This is a genomic window from Tolypothrix bouteillei VB521301 (assembly GCF_000760695.4).
GTDB lineage: Bacteria > Cyanobacteriota > Cyanobacteriia > Cyanobacteriales > Nostocaceae > Scytonema > Scytonema bouteillei_A.
In genome coordinates this window covers 2,156,850-2,177,897 of record NZ_JHEG04000001.1, presented here as the reverse complement: position 1 = coordinate 2,177,897, position 21,048 = coordinate 2,156,850, and the positions used below count along the sequence as shown (strand labels likewise).

General features: G+C 41.9%; 17 protein-coding genes and 2 pseudogenes. 13 read left to right on the top strand and 6 right to left on the bottom strand.

Annotated features, from left to right (window positions below; all coding sequences use genetic code 11):
* Nucleotides 1–302: 302 nt before the first annotated feature.
* Complete coding sequence (locus tag HC643_RS08790; RefSeq protein ID WP_038091482.1) at nucleotides 303–1,052, bottom strand: isoprenyl transferase; 750 nt, start codon at nucleotides 1,050–1,052, stop codon at nucleotides 303–305.
* A 9-nt stretch (nucleotides 1,053–1,061) separates the two neighbouring features.
* Nucleotides 1,062–2,012, bottom strand: a complete 951-nt coding sequence (locus tag HC643_RS08785; RefSeq protein WP_038091470.1) for a hypothetical protein — start codon at nucleotides 2,010–2,012, stop codon at nucleotides 1,062–1,064.
* Nucleotides 2,013–2,176: 164 nt separating this feature from the next.
* Here HC643_RS08785 and HC643_RS08780 point away from each other — a divergent pair, with 164 nt between their 5' ends.
* The 12 genes and pseudogenes from HC643_RS08780 to HC643_RS08720 all read left to right on the top strand — a co-directional run bounded on the left by HC643_RS08780 (nucleotide 2,177) and on the right by HC643_RS08720 (nucleotide 13,528).
* Nucleotides 2,177–3,061, top strand: coding sequence for a Uma2 family endonuclease (locus HC643_RS08780; protein WP_202048706.1), 885 nt, complete (start codon nucleotides 2,177–2,179; stop codon nucleotides 3,059–3,061).
* A gap of 3 nt (nucleotides 3,062–3,064) precedes the next feature.
* Nucleotides 3,065–3,214, top strand: a pseudogene (locus HC643_RS42530) (element excision factor XisH family protein); the annotation flags it as partial.
* 66 nt (nucleotides 3,215–3,280) lie between these two features.
* Nucleotides 3,281–3,409 (top strand): annotated as a pseudogene (locus HC643_RS08765) (element excision factor XisI family protein); the annotation flags it as partial.
* A gap of 125 nt (nucleotides 3,410–3,534) precedes the next feature.
* A complete protein-coding gene (locus HC643_RS08760; protein ID WP_038091467.1) occupies nucleotides 3,535–5,946 on the top strand; it encodes a helix-turn-helix domain-containing protein in 2,412 nt (803 codons plus the stop codon).
* Nucleotides 5,947–6,295: 349 nt separating this feature from the next.
* Nucleotides 6,296–6,781 (top strand): GNAT family N-acetyltransferase, encoded by a 486-nt coding sequence (locus tag HC643_RS08755; protein ID WP_038091465.1) that lies wholly within the window; start codon nucleotides 6,296–6,298, stop codon nucleotides 6,779–6,781.
* A gap of 140 nt (nucleotides 6,782–6,921) precedes the next feature.
* Nucleotides 6,922–7,782, top strand: coding sequence for a TOMM precursor leader peptide-binding protein (locus HC643_RS08750; protein ID WP_162002265.1), 861 nt, complete (start codon nucleotides 6,922–6,924; stop codon nucleotides 7,780–7,782).
* Nucleotides 7,783–8,004: 222 nt separating this feature from the next.
* Nucleotides 8,005–8,628: a hypothetical protein gene (locus HC643_RS08745; RefSeq protein ID WP_038091593.1), complete on the top strand. Its 624-nt coding sequence runs from the start codon at nucleotides 8,005–8,007 to the stop codon at nucleotides 8,626–8,628.
* A gap of 1 nt (nucleotide 8,629) precedes the next feature.
* Nucleotides 8,630–10,465 (top strand): asparagine synthetase B family protein, encoded by a 1,836-nt coding sequence (locus tag HC643_RS08740; RefSeq protein ID WP_050046258.1) that lies wholly within the window; start codon nucleotides 8,630–8,632, stop codon nucleotides 10,463–10,465.
* A complete protein-coding gene (locus HC643_RS08735) occupies nucleotides 10,453–11,703 on the top strand; it encodes a diaminopimelate decarboxylase family protein (RefSeq protein WP_038091463.1) in 1,251 nt (416 codons plus the stop codon). The genes HC643_RS08740 and HC643_RS08735 overlap by 13 nt, the downstream gene beginning before the upstream one ends.
* Before the next feature lie 30 nt (nucleotides 11,704–11,733).
* A complete protein-coding gene (locus HC643_RS08730; protein WP_038091460.1) occupies nucleotides 11,734–12,996 on the top strand; it encodes a toprim domain-containing protein in 1,263 nt (420 codons plus the stop codon).
* Between the two features lie 88 nt (nucleotides 12,997–13,084).
* The gene (locus HC643_RS08725; protein WP_038091457.1) at nucleotides 13,085–13,330 is read left to right on the top strand and encodes a DUF1902 domain-containing protein; all 246 of its coding nucleotides are present in this window, start codon (nucleotides 13,085–13,087) and stop codon (nucleotides 13,328–13,330) included.
* Nucleotides 13,331–13,528 carry a type II toxin-antitoxin system HicA family toxin gene (locus HC643_RS08720; RefSeq protein ID WP_038091454.1) on the top strand — a complete coding sequence of 66 codons (198 nt, stop codon included), beginning with the start codon at nucleotides 13,331–13,333 and terminating at the stop codon, nucleotides 13,526–13,528. It begins immediately after the preceding gene.
* A gap of 60 nt (nucleotides 13,529–13,588) precedes the next feature.
* On the opposite strand, the gene HC643_RS08715 is transcribed toward HC643_RS08720, so the two are convergent.
* The 4 genes from HC643_RS08715 to HC643_RS08700 form a co-directional block, all read right to left on the bottom strand.
* Nucleotides 13,589–15,322: an asparagine synthetase B family protein gene (locus tag HC643_RS08715; protein ID WP_038091580.1), complete on the bottom strand. Its 1,734-nt coding sequence runs from the start codon at nucleotides 15,320–15,322 to the stop codon at nucleotides 13,589–13,591.
* A 255-nt stretch (nucleotides 15,323–15,577) separates the two neighbouring features.
* Nucleotides 15,578–16,099: a histidine kinase gene (locus HC643_RS08710; protein ID WP_038091453.1), complete on the bottom strand. Its 522-nt coding sequence runs from the start codon at nucleotides 16,097–16,099 to the stop codon at nucleotides 15,578–15,580.
* A gap of 366 nt (nucleotides 16,100–16,465) precedes the next feature.
* Nucleotides 16,466–18,094 carry a murein biosynthesis integral membrane protein MurJ gene (gene murJ / locus HC643_RS08705; RefSeq protein WP_038091452.1) on the bottom strand — a complete coding sequence of 543 codons (1,629 nt, stop codon included), beginning with the start codon at nucleotides 18,092–18,094 and terminating at the stop codon, nucleotides 16,466–16,468.
* Nucleotides 18,095–18,198: 104 nt separating this feature from the next.
* A complete protein-coding gene (locus HC643_RS08700; RefSeq protein ID WP_408019868.1) occupies nucleotides 18,199–19,668 on the bottom strand; it encodes an LCP family protein in 1,470 nt (489 codons plus the stop codon).
* 220 nt (nucleotides 19,669–19,888) lie between these two features.
* Between HC643_RS08700 and HC643_RS08695 the strand changes: the two genes are divergently transcribed.
* Nucleotides 19,889–20,953, top strand: coding sequence for a mannose-1-phosphate guanylyltransferase (locus tag HC643_RS08695; RefSeq protein ID WP_038091447.1), 1,065 nt, complete (start codon nucleotides 19,889–19,891; stop codon nucleotides 20,951–20,953).
* Nucleotides 20,954–21,048 lie beyond the last annotated feature (95 nt).

Below are 21,048 nucleotides of genomic sequence, written 5' to 3'. Positions count from 1 at the left end.
TGAACTTTTCCAGATTTGTTAGTGATAATCTTTTTATACACTATGCACCCTCAAAACTACTGTAGCCAATGGATCGGCAAGCATAAAAAATTCCAGAATTAAATTATTAATATTTGTAACAGTCTCTTCAAGCAGAGAGCATCTATCTTAGGGTGTTAGAAATAAGACTTAAGTTGGTATAAAAACTGCTTTTGTTACCTAGATCGTGGCTAAGTAAAAAGTATTTCATCTACTTCTTGTAAATAGACATTGAGTGAACATTCCCAGCCTATCCAATGTAAGGACGGGCTAGGAGTGACACTTTATGCAGACAAAGAAGTTTTGACTTGACCAAAACGACGATCGCGTCTTTGGTAACTGAGTAAAGCCTGATGAAATGCCGAGCGATCGAAATCGGGCCAAAAAATATCAGTAAAATACAATTCTGTATAAGCCATTTGCCAGAGGAGAAAATTACTCAATCGCATTTCACCACTTGTGCGAATCAATAAATCGGGTTCGGGAGTCCCTGCGGTGTAAAGCGTTTGTTCGATTAAATTTTCTTCAACATCTTCCAGGTTAACTTCCCCCTGTTGCACGAGTTGTGCTATTCGACGACAAGCTCTTGCGATCTCACTGCGACTGCCATAATTGACTGCAACAGTAAAATGAAGTGCTTGATTGTGCAAAGTCTCTGCCATTGAACGCTCAATCTCAGCTTGTAAAGAGGTAGGTAGAATTGACAAATCCCCAATAAATGAGATTCGCACCCCTTCGCGATGCATTTGAGCTAATTCTTGGCGCAACAATTTTTCAAACAGAAGCATGAGAAAATCTACTTCTTCAAGGGGTCGCCGCCAGTTTTCAGTAGAAAAGGCATAAGCTGTTAGCGCTTTTATTCCCCAATCTTTACAACAGCGCAACAATTCTTTCAGGGTTTTTGCACCCTGACGGTGTCCGGCGATGCGGGGTAATCCTCGTTGGTTTGCCCATCGACCATTGCCATCCATAATAACAGCGACATGTTGGGGTAAGCGATGGGGATCTAAATCTAAAGGTAGTGTTGAAGTCATGGTTAGTTGTTAAGGGTTAGGAGTTAGTAACGTTGTATGGTCGAACAAGCCTTGTAAATACTTTGGCGTTAAGCGATCGTTCCAAATCCACAAACGACGCATTGCATAGCTGAAAGCAAACAAGAGAGTTATTCTGTTGGTCAAAGACCAAGAACTCCAGTTCAGTGTACCCATCATGCGTTTTAAAGTACGCATCAGGCTGTTGCGTTTGTAGTCTTTATGGCGTGTTTTCAGAAGCGTGTGTCCTACCTTTATTAAAGAAGTATCTGGAAAAGCCCAGACACCAAACCCCCAGAATTTACTCATGTGATTGATTTCATCCTGAACCAATTCCTCCAAAACATCTTGAAGTGCGCCTGTTGTATGCGCCATCAACCATAAATAGAGACAAGTTGCGCCGTATTCAGTGGCAACACGATGCAATCCATGGCGATATAAGTCTTCATGTGGGTCGTCAGTAGGGAGATAATCTCTAACCGTGCGGAAAGTTGCGGTAATCTTCTCACCCGTTAATTGGTAATAGACTTTCATCAAAGCGGGAGTGTGCTGGCGCTCTTCTTTTTCCCACAATCCAGGTTCGATTAACTTTCCCGTTTCATCGACTGTTCCGCCCACAAATCGCGCTAGCTGGGGGTGTAAGTTTTCCAAATATTGTCGGCTGGTTTGAGTATATGCCCGAATGGGAGCTTCCGTGTCCATTGCACCTCTCAAGATGGACAAAAAGACTTCTCTGTCTAAGCCTATAATTTGATTTGAAGAAATAGCTTGCCAGTCAATTTGTTTCCAGGGACGGGGTTGTGGATTTTCAAACTGAATGGGTAAATCTTGCAAGCGATCGCACAGTTTCTCAATGGAAAGATAATTATCTGCAAGAGAACGAATTCGGTGTAGAAGTTGAAAGTAGTGCGTGGGAGAAGAAGCCAGTCCTACCTGAGACATTGGGCTGAGGGTGTTAATCATCCGTTTTCACCTTGATTTTTACCTCTTTGCTCAATAGCTTAAGCAACTGTAAGATTCCTTGTCAGTCGGTTGAAGTCGGGAAAAAAGTCGGGTACTCACAGAAGATACAATCGGAGAAAAGCTCAATTTGTGAATGAGTTGCCATGCAGCCAACTAACTTCTTCATCCTGCCAGCAAATCCACCCCTACCGCCAAAACTGACACTACCAACGATGTACGATCTACCCAGTGAAGATGCGGAGGAACCTGGTTTGCCTGATGAATTTCACGATTTGCAGCCGCAGCTGCTCAGTCGAACAATCCGATTGACAAATTATTCTTACGAGCGAATATTTACGGGGTCGGATTTAAATCTGTACTATGATGTACGTCATACTCAGTGGTACAAACGCCCGGATTGGTTTTTAGTGCTAGATGTACCGAGATTGTATGAAGAAAAAGACTTGCGTTCTAGCTATGTAGTTTGGCAAGAAGGAGTCAATCCTTTTGTAGTGGTAGAACTGCTATCACCAGGTACACAAAAAGAAGATTTGGGCGATTATGCAGAATTGGAACCAATGTTCGGAGAAAGGAGTACAGAAGATGTCAGCACAATGAGTTTGGCATCAGAGTCCAGCAATGGGCAAACTCTGAAACAAGTGCCGCCGAGAAAATGGGATGTATACGAACGTATCTTGCGAGTACCATACTATGCAGTGTTTAGTCGCTATAGCAATCGCTTGCGTGGGTTCAAACTGGAGGGAGGACACTACCAAGAGCAAACTATAGATGCTGAGAATCCTCGGTTTTGGATTTCAGAGTTAAATTTAGGATTGGGAGTGTGGCAAGGAGAGTTTGAAGGAATTATTCGTCAGTGGTTGCGCTGGTATGATTCAGAAGGCAACTGGATACTCACAGATACAGAACAAGCTGTGAAAGAAGCAGAACGAGAACGTCAAATGAAGGAACAAGAACAGCAAAAACGGCTGAAATTGGCTGAAAAACTGAAAGCGCTTACTCCAGAGCAGTTAGGAGCTTTGGGGATTAACCTGGAGGAATTAGAATCATGAGAGATGCTAGCGGCTGAACGAGCAGGCGAAAAAATTGCAGTTGAAATTAAGAGCTTTGTTGGGGGGTCAAATGTCTCCTAATTTCACACTGCTCTTGGGCAAGTTCTGAACTACCAATTTGCTCTTGAAGAATTCGAGACACAAGCTGTTTTAGATATCTCTCGCGATCGCTACATTTTATGACACGCAAGTTGACGCGATAATAATCAAACGCATGCATGCACCATGCACCTTGAGATCAAAGACAGTAAAATTTGGATACAGCATGATGGTACTGAAGTCGGTATCGCTACACTACTGCTTGAACAAGGCGTGCCTAAAGAAGATATAGTTTTGGGCTTTCACTGAATTTGCTACCCATTCAATTTCTTAAAAGATTTACAGAAACTTATCAGAAATTGCCAAGAGTAGAGGTGTAGACTAGACAAGAACTGACGCAACAATTTGAATATATATCACCTCGTCGTAAGGCAATGGACGCCGAAGCAGTACTGTCTTGGTTAGAAACTGTAATTCCTGCTCAAACCGGCGAACGGTTGAGCGAGCTGCAAAAAGTTATTCTTCAGCAAGTTTGGCAAGGTCGAAAATACCTGGAAATCGCTAATTCTTACGGTTGTACGGAAGGACATGCCAAAGATGTTGGCTCTCATTTGTGGAAACTTCTTTCCAAAGCGTTGAGACAGAAGATTACTAAAAGTAATTGTCGCGCTACCTTGGAGCGATATTGGAAGAAAACTAGCGTTATCTCGAATCTACTGGATACCTCACGCTTTGCTGAAAACTTCACTATAGGGAAAGAGCAACCTAGAGCAGAATTCATCACAAAACAAGAAAATGTAAATTTTCTCGGTCGAACAGAAGCAATTTCTCACCTCAATACCTTAGTCAATCGAGGTGTAAAAGTCATTGTTATCCAAGGTGAGGGAGGAGTAGGTAAAACAACTCTAGCCCAGGAATACTTACAAACCCAAGGATTTGATTTGGTCTTGGAACTCCTTATGGCAAAGGAGACGCAAAATATCACGGCGGCGGAACACGTCATTGAAGAGTGGTTGAAACAGGATTTTGATGAAGAACCGGGAATTGAATTTGGGGTGACGTTGGGACGATTGAAGCGGAAACTCCATACCTGTCGGGTTGGAGTTTTGATTGATAATTTGGAACCCGCACTAGACAGACAAGGACGGTTTATTGCCAAGCACCGAAATTATGTAGAATTCTTACGCGTTTTAGCAGACGCGAGAGTGCAATCTGTGACATTAATTACAAGTCGCGATCGCCTTTGCGAACCTGAAGTGAACGTGGAGCACTATCGTCTCCCCGGACTGGATCTAACCGCTTGGCAGCAATTTTTTACCAAAAGAGAATTACCTATTGACTTCGCTACTTTACAAAGTATGCACCGTGCTTATGGAGGAAATGCCAAAGCAATGGGTATTCTATGCGGTTCAATTCGGCAGGATTTTGATGGTGATACCATTGCCTACTGGCGAGAACATCAAGCTGAACCACTGGCTGTAGTTGATTTAAAAAATTTAGTTGTCAGCCAAATTAACCGTTTGCAAGCTTTAGATCCTCTAGCATATCGCCTGCTTTCCCGTTTGGGATGTTACCGCTATCAAGATGTTCCCAGAATTCCCAAAGAAGGAGTTTTTAGTTTATTATGGGATGTTTTACCTTGCCAGCACCAACAAATTTTAACTTCCTTAAAAAATCGGTCTTTAGTAGAGTGTAGTAAAGATGAGTACTGGCTTCATCCAGCGATCCGTTCTGAGGTTATTTCTCACTTGCGGATAAGTGATGAATGGGAAATAACTAACCGTAAAGCAGCAGAATTTTGGACGGAGAGCATACAAAAAATCACTACATTTAAAGATGCTTTGCAAGCCTTAGAAGCTTACTATCACTATGTAGAAATTCACGAATTTGAATGGGCTGGTACAGTCATTCTTAAAAGTAGAAATAACCAATGGCAACAATTTTTACCATTAGGAAGTACGTTATATCGAATGGGATGGCTGCAACCTTTAATTGCAGCTATTACAATCATTATTAAAAATGTTCCGTCAGATAAAAATCTCAGCGAACTTTATAATATTTTAGGCGATCTCTACTGGATTATTGGGAAAGTACACGCAGCAATAGAATGTCAGGAAAAATCTATTAACATAGCATATCGGGCAATAAATTCTCTATCAAGAATACGGGAAAACAAACACAAATTCTACTATTACAAAATGTTAGAAGTAGATGCTCTACTGAGCATTGGTCTTTATAAAATTGATTTGTGGGAACTAGATGCATCTGCCCAATTATTTCAACAGGTTATTGACTTAGCTCAGGATACCGACCATCATCGGTGGGCAGAAAAAGCAACTGTATGTTTGGCTCTAGTGAATTCTTATTTGGGAATTTTAGAAGAAGCACGTGTACTGGCTGATAAAGCTTATCAAGCGATCGCAACACAACAACTTGTTAAACCTAGTGGCAGATTTGCTTATTTCATGCAAATTTTAGGACAAACATATGTTAATTTGAAGGACTTTGCTAAAGCGGAGGAAATGTTCCGTATGGCTTTAACTTTTGCTGAAGAAAGCCACTACACGCAAGTCCAAGCAAAAACGCTTTGCGGTATAGCAGAAATTTATCGACAACAAGCAAAATTTGAATTGGCAATTGACAATCATTTAGAAGCTATCGAACTTTTGAATAGAATCGGAGCCAAATGCGATCTGGCGATCGCTGACTTTCAATTAGGATTAACTTTTTCTAAAATAGGTAAGAAACAAGAAAGCAGAATTCATTTCGATCGAGCCATCCGACTGTTTACCGAGATGCAAGCCCCAAAACAAATTGAAAAAATTTTTAAGTATTTGCAAATATGAAACGTAAAATTTTTAACTTTGTTTAGAGGATGTTTGTAAAGTTTATCGCTGTATCAAGAGACCCCTTAAAAAAGGGGATTTAAGAGTATTTCCCCCCCTTTTTAGGGGGGCTAGGGGGGATCTAAAGTTTTGGAGACATCAGCCACTACTTTTAAAACATCCTCATAGCAAGTTATTCAGTTTCAGAAGCCATACGAGTGCCAAGATGCTTTTCGGCTAGAGTTCCAAAAAGTACAGAAAGCAATAATGCACTGAATCCGAACAACTACAGAACGAAACAAGGGACGTGCAATTATTCCCACGGGTTTCTATTTAAAATAGTATTGGTCTAAATGATTTCATTTTAGCAATGCAATTACGGCAAGCAAACATAGATGATATAGATTTTATACTCTCACAAGAAAGGAGGGATGAATATGCAACTTTTATCACCCTTTGGAGTCGAGATGAACACAACAAAAATATTACCAATCCTGACAAAAGATACTTCATCATTGAAAATGAATCGGGACAGCCAAGTGGTTATGTTATCTTGTCTGGTTTACAGTCGCTCAATCGTAGTATTGAGTTAACTCGAATCGTCGTTACTAAACCAGGATCAGGATACGGTAAAAGGGTTTTACCCATACTCATCAAAATGATTTTTGATGAGTATAAAGCTCATCGTCTTTGGTTGGACGTTTTTGAACACAACCAACGCGCCAGATACGTTTATCAAACCTGCGGCTTTAAGGAAGAAGGCGTTTTACGAGAAGCTGTCAAGCAAGGAGACAACTATTCGTCTTTAGTCATTATGTCAATACTTGAAAGTGAATATTATACTGCAAATACTTAAGTTTAGGAAGAAACATTAAGCACGGGTTTACAGAAAAATAGTATCAGTTGTTTAAAAAATAATTCTAGAAACTCTATTTTTGCAAGAAAGTTGTACAGTATTGAATGTTATATGTCCAGTACATAAATTTAGATAATATTATGTTTTATAAACCAATGTTTAAACCTCACTACCACGTTAGAGTGATAGAACCCGATATTGTGTACCTTCTGAGCGAGCAAGGGCAATGTGCCCTCGGTGGTCGTTTATACGTCCTTTTAGCTCCGTTTTTAAATGGTCGTTATACTGTCCAAGAGATCTTTCAGCAGTTAAATGAAGAAGTTTCCCTGTTTGAAATTCAAAATGCTCTAGTTCGTTTAAACAGTGAAGGATATCTTTCTGAAGCTTCAGTAAATCTCCCTCCACAAGTTGCTGCGTTCTGGAATGGCTTAGGTGCAGAATCTGAAAATGCTTTTCGCAAACTACAAGATAGTAGGGTTTCGATAATCAGCTTTGGGAGAGTGGGAGTTGAAGCATTTGTTCGAGCTTTGGAATCCCTTTCCATTCCAGTAGGTGAGGGGGGAGAGTTTACGGTTGTTCTGACCGATAACTACTTACAACTGGGTTTAGACGAATTTAATCGAGAAGCAGAAGAAACTAGAAAACCATGGCTGCTAGCTAAACCTGTAGGTACGGAGATTTGGTTGGGACCTCTGTTTGTTCCGGGGCGAACGGGTTGTTGGGAATGTCTTGCTCAAGATTTGCGAAATAAACGTGAAACTGAAACGATACATAGGGAAGGAATGTCACCATCATTACTCTCTTCTTTTGCAGTTCTTCCAGTTAGCTTTCAGTTAGGGCTGAATTTGATAGCGATGGAAACAGCGAAATGGATTATTTGGGGAGAGCATCAACAATTAACGGGTAAGTTAATTTCTTTCAATTTGGCATCTCTATCGATGCAGCATCAAATTTTAAATAAGCTTTTAGAATGTCCGGTTTGTGGAGGAAGTCAGTACTAGCGATTGGATGAATACCACAATTAACTACAGTTCAACTTCAAAAATTATCAAATCTATTACTCCATCTATAGCAATCCTAAATCATTTGTAAAATCTCTTCTTTCCTTTCTTTACGCTCTTTGCGTCTTTGCGGTTAATAACTTTTATAACTCAAATAAGACTGCTACATAACCTAAGTTAACATAGTGCATAATTTCTATGGGTTATGAGAATTGCCATATCATGAGCCAGAAACTAACAACCGAGCAACTCACACAGATCGTCGCTGAAGTAGAAAGGCTGCAAACACGTCGGGAAGCAGAAATTGAACCCGAACAAGTTAAGGAAATTTTACAAGAATTGGGTCTCGCCCCAGATTTGCTTGATGAAGCGCTTGTTCAAGTAAGGCGTCGCCAAGCTTTGGAAGTACAGCAAAAACGCCAACGCACGATCGCTATCGGGGCGATCGCAGCTGTAATAGTAGTCATTGCTGGTACCTTGTTTGCTATGCAACAGCAGAATTCCGTGCTTGCGAGGGTTTTTGCCCAAACAGATCGCATTACCCTCACCCAAGATAATGGCGGTGACTTGACAGATATCGCCCGCCAGAACAACCCAGAAATCTTTTACCGCGTCACGTTAAAAGATGCACCTTTAAATCAAAAGTTGGATTTGTCCTGCAATTGGATCGACCCTAACGGTCAAGTTGTCAAACAAAACCGCTATCAAACCCGTGAAATTGACAAATCCATCTGGAATACCCAGTGTCGTTATAATCTAAGTTCTGCATCTACTCCAGGTCAATGGAAGGTGCAGATGTTTCTCCAAAATCGCCAACTCAGCGAAGCCGAATTTCAAGTCAAATAGTATGGTTAACGTTGAGCAGGGCGATCGCATCATTCAACCCAAGCATTTTATTGGATATTGGGGTTACGGTGAAAGACGAGAATTAGAAACAAGCCTTGGTGCTGTCAAAAAAACGGGTCATAATTCTTATCAGTTATCTTCTCTCGATTCCCCAAGCGAGAGCCATTATCCTATTTGGAATGTTGCTTGCATCGGTTTTTCAAAAGATTTTATCCCATCAATTTATTTTCAGCGTCATGGCATAGAAAGAATAGCTGCTCTATCAGCATCGGGAATATTGACTGATTTACAAGACAACTCATTTTTACCCGATATTTGGGTACATTTACAGGGAAAAAATCGTTTAATTTTAGGACGAGAACCTTTTGGGCGAGTCCCGTTATACTGGGCTCAACAAGGACAAGTTATTTGGTTTGCATCCCGTCTGCAACTCTTGCTAGCGGTTGTTGACGAGCCAGAAGTGAGCATTCCTGCTTTATACGGTTATAGTTGTTTTTCGTATATTCCCAATCCCCTCACACCCATTACTCAAGTCTTTGCAGTTCCTGCGGGAACTGAGTTAGTTTGGCAAAGCCAACCTGACGATCGCAAGCTCAGCACCCCGATTTCTCAACGCTTATTGGAATGGTGTGAAGCAAGCGTTCAACTCCAAGATGAAACAACCGCTGTCAAACAATTGCAAACTCTGTTAAAACAAGGCATTGAGCGTCAAATTTCTGACTTAAAAGATGAGCCAGTCGGAGTTTTTCTCTCTGGGGGGTTGGATTCCTCTGTTGTAGCGGCGTTGCTAGTACAAGCAGGAGTCAATGCGATCGCTTATACTCTAGATTTTGGCGGTGCAGGTGTTCCAGAATATCCCTATGCCGAAATTGTTGCCCAGCACTTGCAAATTCCTTTGGTAAAAGTTGATGCCAGCCCGCGTCAAATTCAGAAAGCTATTCTACCGACTGTACGAGCGCTCGATTTACCTTTCGGGGATGGGGTAACGGTTCCCTTGTTTCTTTTAGCACAAAGAGCCAGTCAGGAAACTCAGGTGATTTTTAACGGCGAAGGTGGCGACCAGTTATTTGCAGGTTGGACGAATAAGCCTTTAATAGCAGCAAGCGTTTACCAAACAGAAAATCCATCAGGACAAGAAACATTTATACAACAATATCTCCGAACTTTCCACCGTCTTTGGGGTTATGAAGCACAAATTTACCAGCCGCATGTTTACAAGCAGATACAAAATCTACACCCAGAAGACTGGATTGCAGAAGCCCTCGATCCTACCTACTGTAAAACCATCCTGCATCGACTCCGGCGTGCCAGCCTGATGTTAAAAGGAGCACAAAATATCCATCCGCGTGCAACAGCTTTAGGATTTGCTCACAAGTTGTTTGTGCGATCGCCTTTCTGCGATTTACCCCTAGCAGAATGGACATTCCAGGTTTCTGGAGAACTCTGCTTGCAAGGAGCGTGCGAGAAATATATCCTCAAGCGAGCCGTGGAAAATTGGCTACCGCCAGAAATTGTTTGGCGACAAAAGCGGGGTATGGGGGTTCCCTTAACCTCTTGGTGTTTAAATGAGTTCTGGTATGAGCTTGGCAAATGGTTGAATCCAGGCAAACTTCGTGCCGAAAATTGCTTTTCTCCTTATATCGCATCGCAAATTGCTGCGGGTCAATTGGGTGCTACGATTCAAGGTCGTTTGATTGGTGAAAGTTTGTGGTTGTTGATTGTGTGGGAACTTTGGCGAGAACAGGTTTTTGGTGAAGAATCCAGCAAACAATCTTTTGACCATCCGTTTTGGCTTCCAAAACAGCTGTGGAGACTTCAAAAAAAATGGCAAGCGTAAAATCAGCTCATCTTCCTTTTCCCCTAGAACTAGCTCAAGAGTTGCTAAATACTTATGGTTCGCCGCTTTACGTTTACCAAGCTGATATCTTAGAGCAAACCATCAGGCACATCACCCAGGCTTTTTCCTATCCTCGCACCCAATTTCGCTTTGCTAGCGTCACCAATGGAAATATTTCTCTGCTGCAAATTTTCCGCGCCAAAAGTTGGGGACTGCATGCCAATACTCCTGGAGACATTTATCTCGGATTGCAAGCAGGTTTTGCGCCCGAACAAATTGTTTACAGTGGGAGTAATTTGAATTCCGAGGAGATGAAACAGGTCTTAAATTGGGGTGTAACAACTCTCAATTTAGATAGCGTTGCTCAATTGCAACTGTGCTGCGAAGTCTATCACTCCCTTACTCCCTCACTCCCTCACTTCCTCACTCCTTCACTCCGCCTTGGCTTGCGTCTCAACCTACCCGAAATAACTGGTGATAGCCGCATTGGCGTGCGTCCAGAAGAATTTCCCCATGCGATCGCTCTTACCCGTCAGGTAGGATTAAAACTGAGCGGTTTACATTTTTACCGAGGTACGGGTACGAATGCGACAGAAGCTTTTACTAACGTCATTGATAAGGTTATAACAACGGCAGAACTTTTACCGGATTGGGAATATCTAGATTTTGGGGGTGGTTTTGGTTACTCATATCATCATAGCAGCGCAGCTTTTAACTGGGAAACGTTCGGTACAGACTTAAGCAATAGAATAAGTCATTTAGGAAAAGATATTGAGTTAGTCATCGAACCCGGACGTGCAGCAATTGCTGGATGCGCCACTTTATTAGCCAAAGTTGTTTCCGTGAAATGGCATTCAGAAAAACAAATTGTTGGGGTAGATACCACCGTTGCTAATCTCTCCGTTCCTACAGTACATGGCGGATATCGGGAAATTGTCGCGTGGAAAAATCGGGACAATCCCGCACATCTCGCAAGTTCTAAAATTTACCTTACAGATATATGTGGAAACACTACTTATTCACGGGATTATTTAGGCAAAAACTGTTCTTTACCAGCATTAGAAATTGGGGATATTATCGGTGTTTTAGATGTCGGTGCTTATGGTTATGCCATGTCCTCACACTTTTTACATCGTCCTAAACCTGCAGAGGTGTTGTTAGAAAAAGATACGCATCGTTTAATTCGCAAACGCGAAGACTACAGCGTATTACTGAACAATCAGCTCTTTCATAAATAAAAATTAAAACTTTAGGAGCAAAAATCTACCATGAAATGCGTTCAATGTGGCACTGATAATAAACTGAAAGACAGGACAGCCAATTACGGGCGTTGTAAAAACTGCTCTCATCCGTTTACTTTTGAACCTACCAGTATGACTGGAGTGAGATTTACCGATCCTTTTTTTGCTAAAGCCATTGCAGATATTTCTGCAAATGATACACTTTTTTTTACACAAAAGCAGTTTTTTTATAGTCTTAATAAAAAACTGCAAAATAAAAATCAAGGCTCATGGGTATTTTTGTGGATAGTTTTTGTAATAGCAAGTTTTTATTTCTTTGAGTATTTGGGATTGTCCGCATTGCTCTTAGTCATTTTCTTCGCTCAAATACAAGCAATTAAAAATTCTTATTCACAACGTAAGAAATTAGCAAAAACTTTAATAATCTTGGGAGCTATCACTTTGATAGCAGGCATCTTTTTTAGTTTAGGTGTCAATTCCTTTCGTACATTTGTAGGGAGTGTATTCTTAGGAATGTTAGCTATTTACCTAGGAACTGGCGAAATAGGGCGATCGACAACTATCAGTCAAAAACTTCTGATTAACAATAACCAACTTGAGGAGTGGCTGACATCTTGGAGACGGGTTAACAATTCAATTGATAAGATTTTACCTGCTCCCCAACAACAAAATACACCTGTGACTATCAATCCTGATGTGACTGCATATAGTTTTGATAGATTAGTGGTGTGCGATAGTGCAGAAATTGCCCAAATGTTAATTGCCAACAACTTTCATTTTGAAAATAACTGTGCCATTCTCAGTATCACTGGCTATCCTCAAAATATCTTTGATACTACCATGCAAATGCTGCGGCGCAATTCTGACTTAAAAGTGTATGCGTTGCACGATTGTAGCCCCACTGGTATAGCTTTGTTGAATCAGATCCGTACCAGACCGGAATGGTTTGGAGAGAGTGATGTCATAATTATTGATGTGGGATTGCTACCCCGTCAAATTATTGCTGCAAATCGCAGAATGTTCGTTCAAACTTCTCCTGAATCGGCTGAGGCTGCCAAACAACTTTTACCAGAAATTCGTGCTACTTTATCAACGGATGAATTGGACTGGTTGGAAGCTGGTAACTTTGTGGAGTTGGAATCCTTTAGTCCGCAAAAATTAATTCAAATTCTTAACCAGAGTATAGCCAACAGTCGAACTTTAAACAGTGATGATAGTAGCTTGATTCTTACTAGTGAGGGTGGTTCAATAAATGACAATTCCATATATATTAATCAAAGTTTTGGTTAATGCAAACTTTGAAACAACTTAATACTACTCCGGATTAAAGTCTCGGTCATTTGTTTTAAACTAGAACTACCGTCATAAAAACTTGATAATGACACAAACTACATTTAAGGTTCAAGCCTTTTGGGATGCAGAAGCAAAAGTATGGGTTGCCACTAGTGAGGATATACCTGGGTTGGTAACAGAGGCTTCTACAATTGAAGCTCTTACACAAAAGCTCAGAGAAATGATACCAGAACTTATTCTTCTCAATAATATTGTATCTTCTGGGTTTGCGGGTTCTATCAGCTTTGAATTAATCAGCCACCGTCAAGAGTTGATAGAGGTGGCTTCATAGATGGGTGCATCGTTTACTGCTCAATTAAAAAAGATTCTTTCAGAAGGTAGTTGCTATTTTGAACGGCAAGGCAAGGGCGACCATGAGATTTGGTACAGCCCAATTACAGATAGGCGGTTTGTAGTAGATGCTTCTATCAAGTCTCGCCACACAGCAAATGCAATTTTGAAACAAGCAGGACTGCCAAAAGCTTTCTAATTTTTTAATCTTCTTTTTGACCCTTATGACTGAAAAAAAATCAAACTTCTCAAGATTTTTTTATTTTTGATTCACCTGCAACCAAATTTCTAAACTCACAAGCAACCAAAGTTTGACGCCATAACGACTCCAAGTATCTCCTTGATAGTTTAACCAATTCCGGATTGGCAACTGGTTTAAATAAGGAGCGATCGCAGCATTACGACTGAGCAATAAATTTTTGGCTTCTCGCTGCCAATATTTACGAAATCCTAACTGTACTGGAACCATCATCCCACTTTTAGGACGATGAACAATTGCAGGAGGCAAAAGCTCTGCGATCGCCCCTTTAAGAACGGCTTTTTCTTCCACTCCAGAAAGCTTGTATTCTGGGGGAATTTCCATGCTTAATTCTACAACACGCTGGTCAAAAAGAGGAGAACGCGCTTGCAAAAGAGCAGCTTGAGTCAAGTTACTGACTTTAGTGAGAATTTGGTCAGCGCCTTTAAATTTGATGTTCATTGCCATCAAACGATTGAGATAGCTGGCTTGAGAATATAAATCTTCTTCAAAAACCCAAGGTGTTTTTTGTACTGCTGTCCAAATTTCTGGTTTTAAAAGCTGTGGCAAATCAGCCGCGCATTTTTGAAAGGAAATTAAATAAGCTTGTAATGAATCTTGATTGGTGACGGAGCCATATAAACTATTAATAAGCATGGGCTGATTTTTTGGACCACCAAAACAGGGATCGCCACCCTCTCCATTTAACAGCACCTGCACGCTTTCTCGCGCCAGTCGTCCTAGCAAAAGGTTGGGAACAGTCAGCGGATCGCCGATGGGGTCATCTAAATACGCCATTGTTTCCGGTAGGCGTTCCCACATATCTCGAAAGGTAATTTCCAGAATGTGATGTTGTGTCTGGCAATATTTTGCAACAAGGCTGGAAAATTCCAACTCATTGGGACATTCCGAGCCAAAATGAATGGAGAAGGTGTGGACTGGGGAATGATGGAATTTTGCGGCTATTGCAGTGATGCTGCTAGAGTCCAAACCACCAGAAAGAAAAACGCCAACAGGTTCATTTTCTGCTGGTAAATATTCTCGAACAACTTGGTCTAGCAGTTGTCGCAGGCGATCGCTATGCCATGCTAGAGATTTATCTATTGCTGTAATCTTTTCTTGAAGTTGCCAATACGCTTGAACCTTACACTCAGGCAATTGTAAAACAGTTCCGGGGCGCAGTTCGCGTACCTGTTGCCAAAGCGTTCTCTCGCCGGGAACAAAGGCGCAACAGAGATAATCTCGTAACGCAACCAAATCCAAATCCGATGAACGATGGAGTGCTAAAGTTCTCAATTTAGGCGCAATCCAACGAACCGAACCAGTGGTGGTGTAGTAGAGAGTACGAGCACCAACGCGATCGCGTATTGACCACAAAACCTGTTTTTCTCTATCCCAAATAACTAGAGCAAACATCCCCTCAAGTTGGTTGAGACATTTCATACCCCATCGTTCCCAAAGATTAGCAACCAGTTGCAGGGGACTTAGCGCAAAGCTATTTGGTTCAACTCCTAAATTTTCTAATAATTGTACTTGGTTGGTTAACCAAACATCACCAACAACAACAAATTGTTCTCCACGAGCGATCGCTAATTTCTCCGTTATGACTCCAGAAGCTGTACGCGGTACAATGACAGTAACTTGGTCGTCTCGCCAAGCTATATCTTCATAATTTGCATCAACGGCTCCCCAAGCTACGCGCCAGCTTGGATCGGGGTTGAAAAATGGTATTTTAGATTTGCGACTTTTATACATTTGGGATGCTCCCAAGTAGAGGTAGTAAGCGAACCTGTCATAAACCTTTTTGATACACTTTATGCCGTAGGGTGATTTTTGTATATTAACGCCTTGTACCACTTTATATAATTTGGCGTTACGACGTGCTGAATATATGGAGCGGGTTTGAACACCCTAGGCGGAGCCTTTAGAGGAGGCATTCCCAGGCGGAGCCTGGGAACGAGGTAATATGCGGAGCCACCAGATCGAGATGGGGATCTGGCAGTACTTGGATTAGAAGCGCAAGCCTACACCTGATTGAATGCTAAGGGCATCAGCAGAACTGTTTTCATAAGCATCAATACCCCACTTAGCGTCACCGTATAAGACGAAGTTTTTAGCGATTTCTCTCTCAGCTCCAATTGTGACAACAGGTGAATTTTTATTTCCTAAGGGAGTGCTTTTACCTTCATCCGTCACAAAGGAGTAACCACCACCAACATAAACGTTTGTATCTTTAGCAACTGGTACATCATAAGTGACTATTGGCATAGCAGCAGTTGCATCGCCACCGAACAGAACAGAACCGCGAACTGATACAGGGGCTTTTGGAACAGCAAATCGTCCTTGAATATTACCACCCAATGTAGCTGCGTCATTATCTTGTCCGCCGTTAGTTACACCAGCCGCAACACCAGCACCCAAGTAGTTAGCACTTGTACCGCGTGTTGGAACTGACTGTGCTGAGGCAATTCCAGCAGAAAAAATAACAGAAGCAAAAACAAGTGCAGAAGTTGCTAATTTTGTAAATTTCATAGGTCTTTCGTAACTAGAGTTGATTAAATATCAATGCTTTCTAGTACTAGAGTCCCCTTTTTAACAAGATATGCCCTCGTACACTTAGGTTACCCAAGTAGGTGAAGTTTTTTCCACCCAGTTCGGTGAACATATCGTCTGTAAATTTCGCTAAAATAGTAGTCACTAGCAGACAAATGCCGATCCAAATAAAAAATAATATCCCTAAATTTCTAGTACAGGTTGGCGTAAATAAGGTAACCATTTGTCAGCAACAAAAAGCTTATCTTAAAAGCTGTTGCGCCTTCTGCCATCTGCCTACGTACTTCTGCCTTCATGTACTAGTGGTACTGGCAACTTGCCGCACCACCTTTAGTAGATAATTTATTACGAGCGGCGCTTTAGAAAGCGCTGTTGCAACCGAGATACAAAGACGTTCACCTCAGGGATTTTCAGACAAGCTGCGATCGCGGCAAAAATCCCCAAGCCAACTAACCCAGCAACAGATAGCTGCAATAACTGAATTGGCAATCCATCCTTACCCAAAAGCCTTTGAGAAAACTCAAGAGTTCCATAGCTAGCCGCACCAGCCAGCACGCTACCAAAAGTCATGCCCAGAATGGGTACACTCCATTCCAACCAAGGCAATCCACGAAGCTTGCGATGTAGCAAAAATAACAACATTACAGTAGAACTGAAATTGACTCCGACGGTAGTTAACACCAAACCGGGAGCACCTAGTTTTAGAATATTGATAAAAATGTAAGCTAAGACAACGTTCAGAAAGATATTAAAACTGCTGACGCGAAATGGTGTATCTCCATCACCCAAAGCATAAAAGACTCTGACCAAAACATCGCGTGCTAAATAGACAAACATTCCGCTACCATATGCAATCAGTAGAGAAGCTACCAATTGAGATTCATCCTTTTGGAAAGCCCCCCGTTCGTAAATAACACGCACAATGGGTACAGCCAAAGCGATCATCAAAGCCCCTAAAGGCAGCATAGTAAAAGCAGACAAGATAATTCCTTGGCGAATGCGTAATTTGAGATCGTGCCAATCTTTAGGATCTGCCAGTCGGGAGAAGACTGGTAGTAGGGGAACCAAAATCATACTAGAAATGATTCCCAATGGTGTTTGTACCAAAAGATTGGCATTTGCTAGCGCCGCCGCCGCCGATGGAATATTAGAAGCAAAAAATAAAATAACCCAAAGATTAATTTGCAGCATACCAGAGGAAATGGTGGCTGGTCCCATGATTTTCATCACCTCACCCACCCCAGGCTGATTGATATTAAATCGCAGGCGAAAACCACCCATTCCGGCTTGCGCTTGAGCAACAAGTTGTACTACCCATTGCAATATAGCTCCTGCTAAGGTTCCTCCAGCTAAAACCATTCCACCCAGCACAGCATACTCAGGAGAAGTAATTTTACTCCCCAACTGCAGCCATAAAACACCCAAACCGATAATAACGGTAATACTGGAAAATAATGGGCTGATAGAAGGGAGCCAGAATAGATTAGCAGCGTTGAGGGTGCCAAAGCCAATACCAATCAACCCCGCAAGCATTGCCATTGGTGCCATAATCTGAAGTTGTTGGATGGCGATCGCTTTTACAGCACCTCCCTGTGGTAATTGATTTAAGCCTGGTGCGACCAAATCGATTAAATTTCCCGAAAAAAGAACCAAAACAATCGTAAGGACGAGCAGTACGGAACCGACAAGGGTTGTAATAGTTTCCACCAAAGGCGCTGCTTCTTCTTTACTGCGCTTAGCTAAGACACTGACAATAGCACTATGGAACGGTCCGTTGATCCCACCAAGTAAAATCAACAGAAAGCCGGGTATCACGTAAGCGTATTGATAAGCATCAGCGACAACACCTAAACCAAAAGCAGCAGCAATGACTTGCTGCCGGACTAAACCTACAACTTTACTGATTAAAGTACCGGCGGCAACAATACCCGCAATTCCCGCAATAGAACGAGAAACCTTTTTTTCTTGTGTCACAAATAATACCTGGCAACTGAACTTGGTTAGTGGATAGTGGTTAGCAGATAGTAGTAAATCAATAACTACTCGCAACTAAGGATTAACCACTCACTATCCACTATCTACTCCCAATCCTTCCCAATCCGGATAGTAATATCAGATTCTAGGTCACCAGTGCCAGATACTTCAATCTGACCTTTACCAAACATTTCCTGTATTTTTTGTCCTGCTTGTCGATTCCCTTTCTGAACAATAATTTTAGATTCGCTGCGGGTATCGGACCAATCAGGTACTGCATAAACCCTAGCAAAACCTTTGTCTTTAAGATATTTAATCGCTTTTTCAGCTAGTTGGGGTTTTGTAGAAGCATTTTGAATAGCAATTTTTAATTGTGATGTAGGTTTTACCGTGGGCGACATTCCAGAGATAGTGACCCCAGCATACTCATCAAGCAAGTCAACTCGTCCGGTAAGATCTAGCCAGTAGCTATTTGGGTCTGCACTCAAACGGCTAAAGATACCAGGCAATATGGTCATCTGGAACTTATCTCGCTCGATATTTAAGGTATAGTTAACCAGTGCCATCATTTCTTCTATCTTCAGGTTGGTATCAAAGTGCCTCCGCATCAGACGAATAAGTTGAGGTAACTTAGGCTTTACGGTAGGACTGTAAAGGCGTTCTTTTAATCCCAGTAAAAATGCTTGCTGTCGTTGGACTCTTTCCAAATCCCCCAGACCGTCTTCCCGGAATCGTACAAACTGTTCTGCTTGTTCGCCGTTAAGAGTTTGCCAACCACTTACCAAATTACTTGATGAGCGTCCGGTAGAGCCTTTTTGTAACATTGGTTTGGGTACAAATACTTCAACCCCATCAAACTGCTCCACCAAATGTCGCAAACCCGATGAAGAAAGGCGGATATAGCGATCGATTGGGGCATTATTTAAGGTACGACTGACTACCCGTGCTGCTAAAACATGACCTCCTTTTGCATTCGCCTCAGACACCTTATTCAACCCCTTTTCTGGAATTGCTATCATGGTGTCTTTGGGAATCGAAAGCACTCGAATTGTTTTGTTTTCTGGATTAAACCTAACTAGCAAAACTGTGTCGCTTTTTCCAGAAAAACTTTCCGGAGAACCATCTACACTACCGGGAACAGGTTCAATACCCATGATTAAAATGTTCATGGGTCGCGTAAGCTGATATTGGGAGATATTGCTCCACAATTCTCCTGGCAACGGTCCTTTATGAGTATCTTGACTGCCAGTACTTAGCTCTTCATCTGTTCGATCCATATCACTCCATAACGGAGTCCAAAGTGCCAAAGTCGATACTAATAACCCCGATAAAGTGATCCCCACAACTCCTGTCAGTATCCAGAAAAGCCATCGAGGCATTGCCAACCCCAACCTGTAATACAGTTGGCTAGGAATGGAACCTGTAGACTTCACTTGAGCACGGGAATCTGTTTGGTGCTCTTTGAGTTTCACCTCAATTGGTGACTGTTCTTCTGCTTCAGATGTGCCCTGATTTGCCTTTGCTACTTGTTTAACCACGGATATCTCCCCACTCAACCACTCCCTAAACGTCATGTTAATGCAAGCTATCAAACTTGCGAGTGAACGAAATCACTTTGTAAAGGATGAAGTATGAAGGATAAAGGATTCAGTCAGTGATTTTCATCCTTCATCCTTAAAACTTTATCCTTGCTTAGCATTCCCTCTTATTTCATCAGAACAACTTTATACTTCTTCATTCTTCTGTAGGGTCACAGTACACTTGTAGTGTTCTTCAGTAACCTCGTATAAAACAATGACTCAATCCCTAATTCCTGTCATTCTTGCCGGTGGTAAAGGCGAACGTTTTTGGCCGTTGAGTCGCCAAAACCGTCCCAAGCAATTTTTAAGTTTAGATGGCAGCGATCGAAGTTTGCTACAAGCAACTGCCGACCGACTGCTACCACTAGCAGGCGGTTGGGAAGACTTGTGGGTAATCACTTCCAGTCAGATTGCTCAAGGTGTTCGAGAACAACTACCCGAACTGCCATCCGACAATTTACTTGTTGAGTTAGAGGGAAGGGACACTGCTGCTGCAGTTGCCTGGACAAGTTTGGAAATTAAAAACCGCTACGGTGAAGATGCCATTATCGGCTTTTTCCCCGCCGACCACTGGATTGCCGACAAAGAAGCGTTTGCAAACACCATAGATGCAGCTTCGCAGCTAGCGACTAGCTATTCAGCAATTGTAACTATGGGGATCAAGCCAACCTTTCCATCAACTGGTTACGGCTACATAGAACAAGGTGAAATAATTGATAGCTTTCAGGATTTGCCAGCATATCACGTTAACCGCTTTACTGAAAAGCCCGACCGTCAAACGGCAGAAAATTTCCTTTCTACGGGACGTTTTAGCTGGAATAGCGGTATGTTTGTTTTTCGAGCGGGTGTTGTTCTCAAGGAACTGCATATCCACTCGCCGGAAATCATCGAACCGTTAGAAAAGCACGGTCCCAACATCTACCCCCAGCTACCTAAGAAGAGTATAGACTATGCATTAATGGAAAAGACAGGTCTAGCTTACGTAATTCCTGCAGAATTTGGTTGGGACGATCTGGGCGATTGGAATGCTATCGAACGTTTACTGAAAAAAGAAGGTATTCCCAATGTAGAACTGGCTACTCATGTTGGTCTAGATACGCAGGGGGCAATTCTCTACTCTTCAAACCCTGAGGACGTTATTGTTACCATTGGTTTAGACGATGTTGTCATTGTGCGCGATCGCAACGTTACCCTAATTGTCAACAAAGACCGGACTCAAGAAATTAAACAAGTACTCAAAACTTTACAAAACGATCCTCGATTTACCAATTTACTGTAAAAACTAGACCAGGGCAAGAAGTTACAGGAGTGCATTCTTGAGTATACCTTGTATATCAGGAGAAGGAGAGGATAAGAGGAATCAGGGGACAAGGA